The organism is Oleiphilus sp. HI0079, from assembly GCF_001635105.1.
On the sequence record NZ_LWFT01000729.1, the window covers coordinates 1 to 465 of the forward strand.

1 protein-coding gene is annotated in these 465 nt (G+C 49.9%); it reads right to left on the minus strand.

Going from position 1 to position 465, the window contains the following annotated elements; all coding sequences use genetic code 11:
- A partial coding sequence (locus tag A3750_RS13295; protein ID WP_255374881.1) for a methylmalonyl-CoA mutase family protein occupies positions 1 to 465 on the minus strand: 465 nt, incomplete at its 3' end.

Here is a 465-nt window from a genome sequence, read left to right on the forward strand (position 1 = left end):
CTCCATGTAGAAGTTCATGCTGATGCCCCAGAAAAACGAGAGGCGGGGTGCGAAGGCATCCACTTCTAGACCTGCGTTCAGTGCGGTGCGCACATACTCGCGGCCATCGCTCAAGGTATAAGCGAGCTCCAAAGCGGCATCGGCACCGGCTTCTTGAATGTGATAGCCGGAAATTGAAATGCTGTTAAAGCGTGGCATGTTCTGGGATGTGTAGGCGATGATATCGCCGATGATTTTCATCGATGGTGCTGGCGGGTAAATGTAGGTATTACGCACCATGAATTCTTTCAGAATGTCGTTCTGAATCGTGCCCGCTAATTGTGCTTGAGAAACCCCTTGTTCCTCCGCAGCCACGATGTAATTTGCCATGACGGGAAGCACTGCACCGTTCATGGTCATCGATACGGAGACTTTGTCTAGCGGAATGTCATCGAACAAGATTTTCATATCTTCGACTGAATCGAT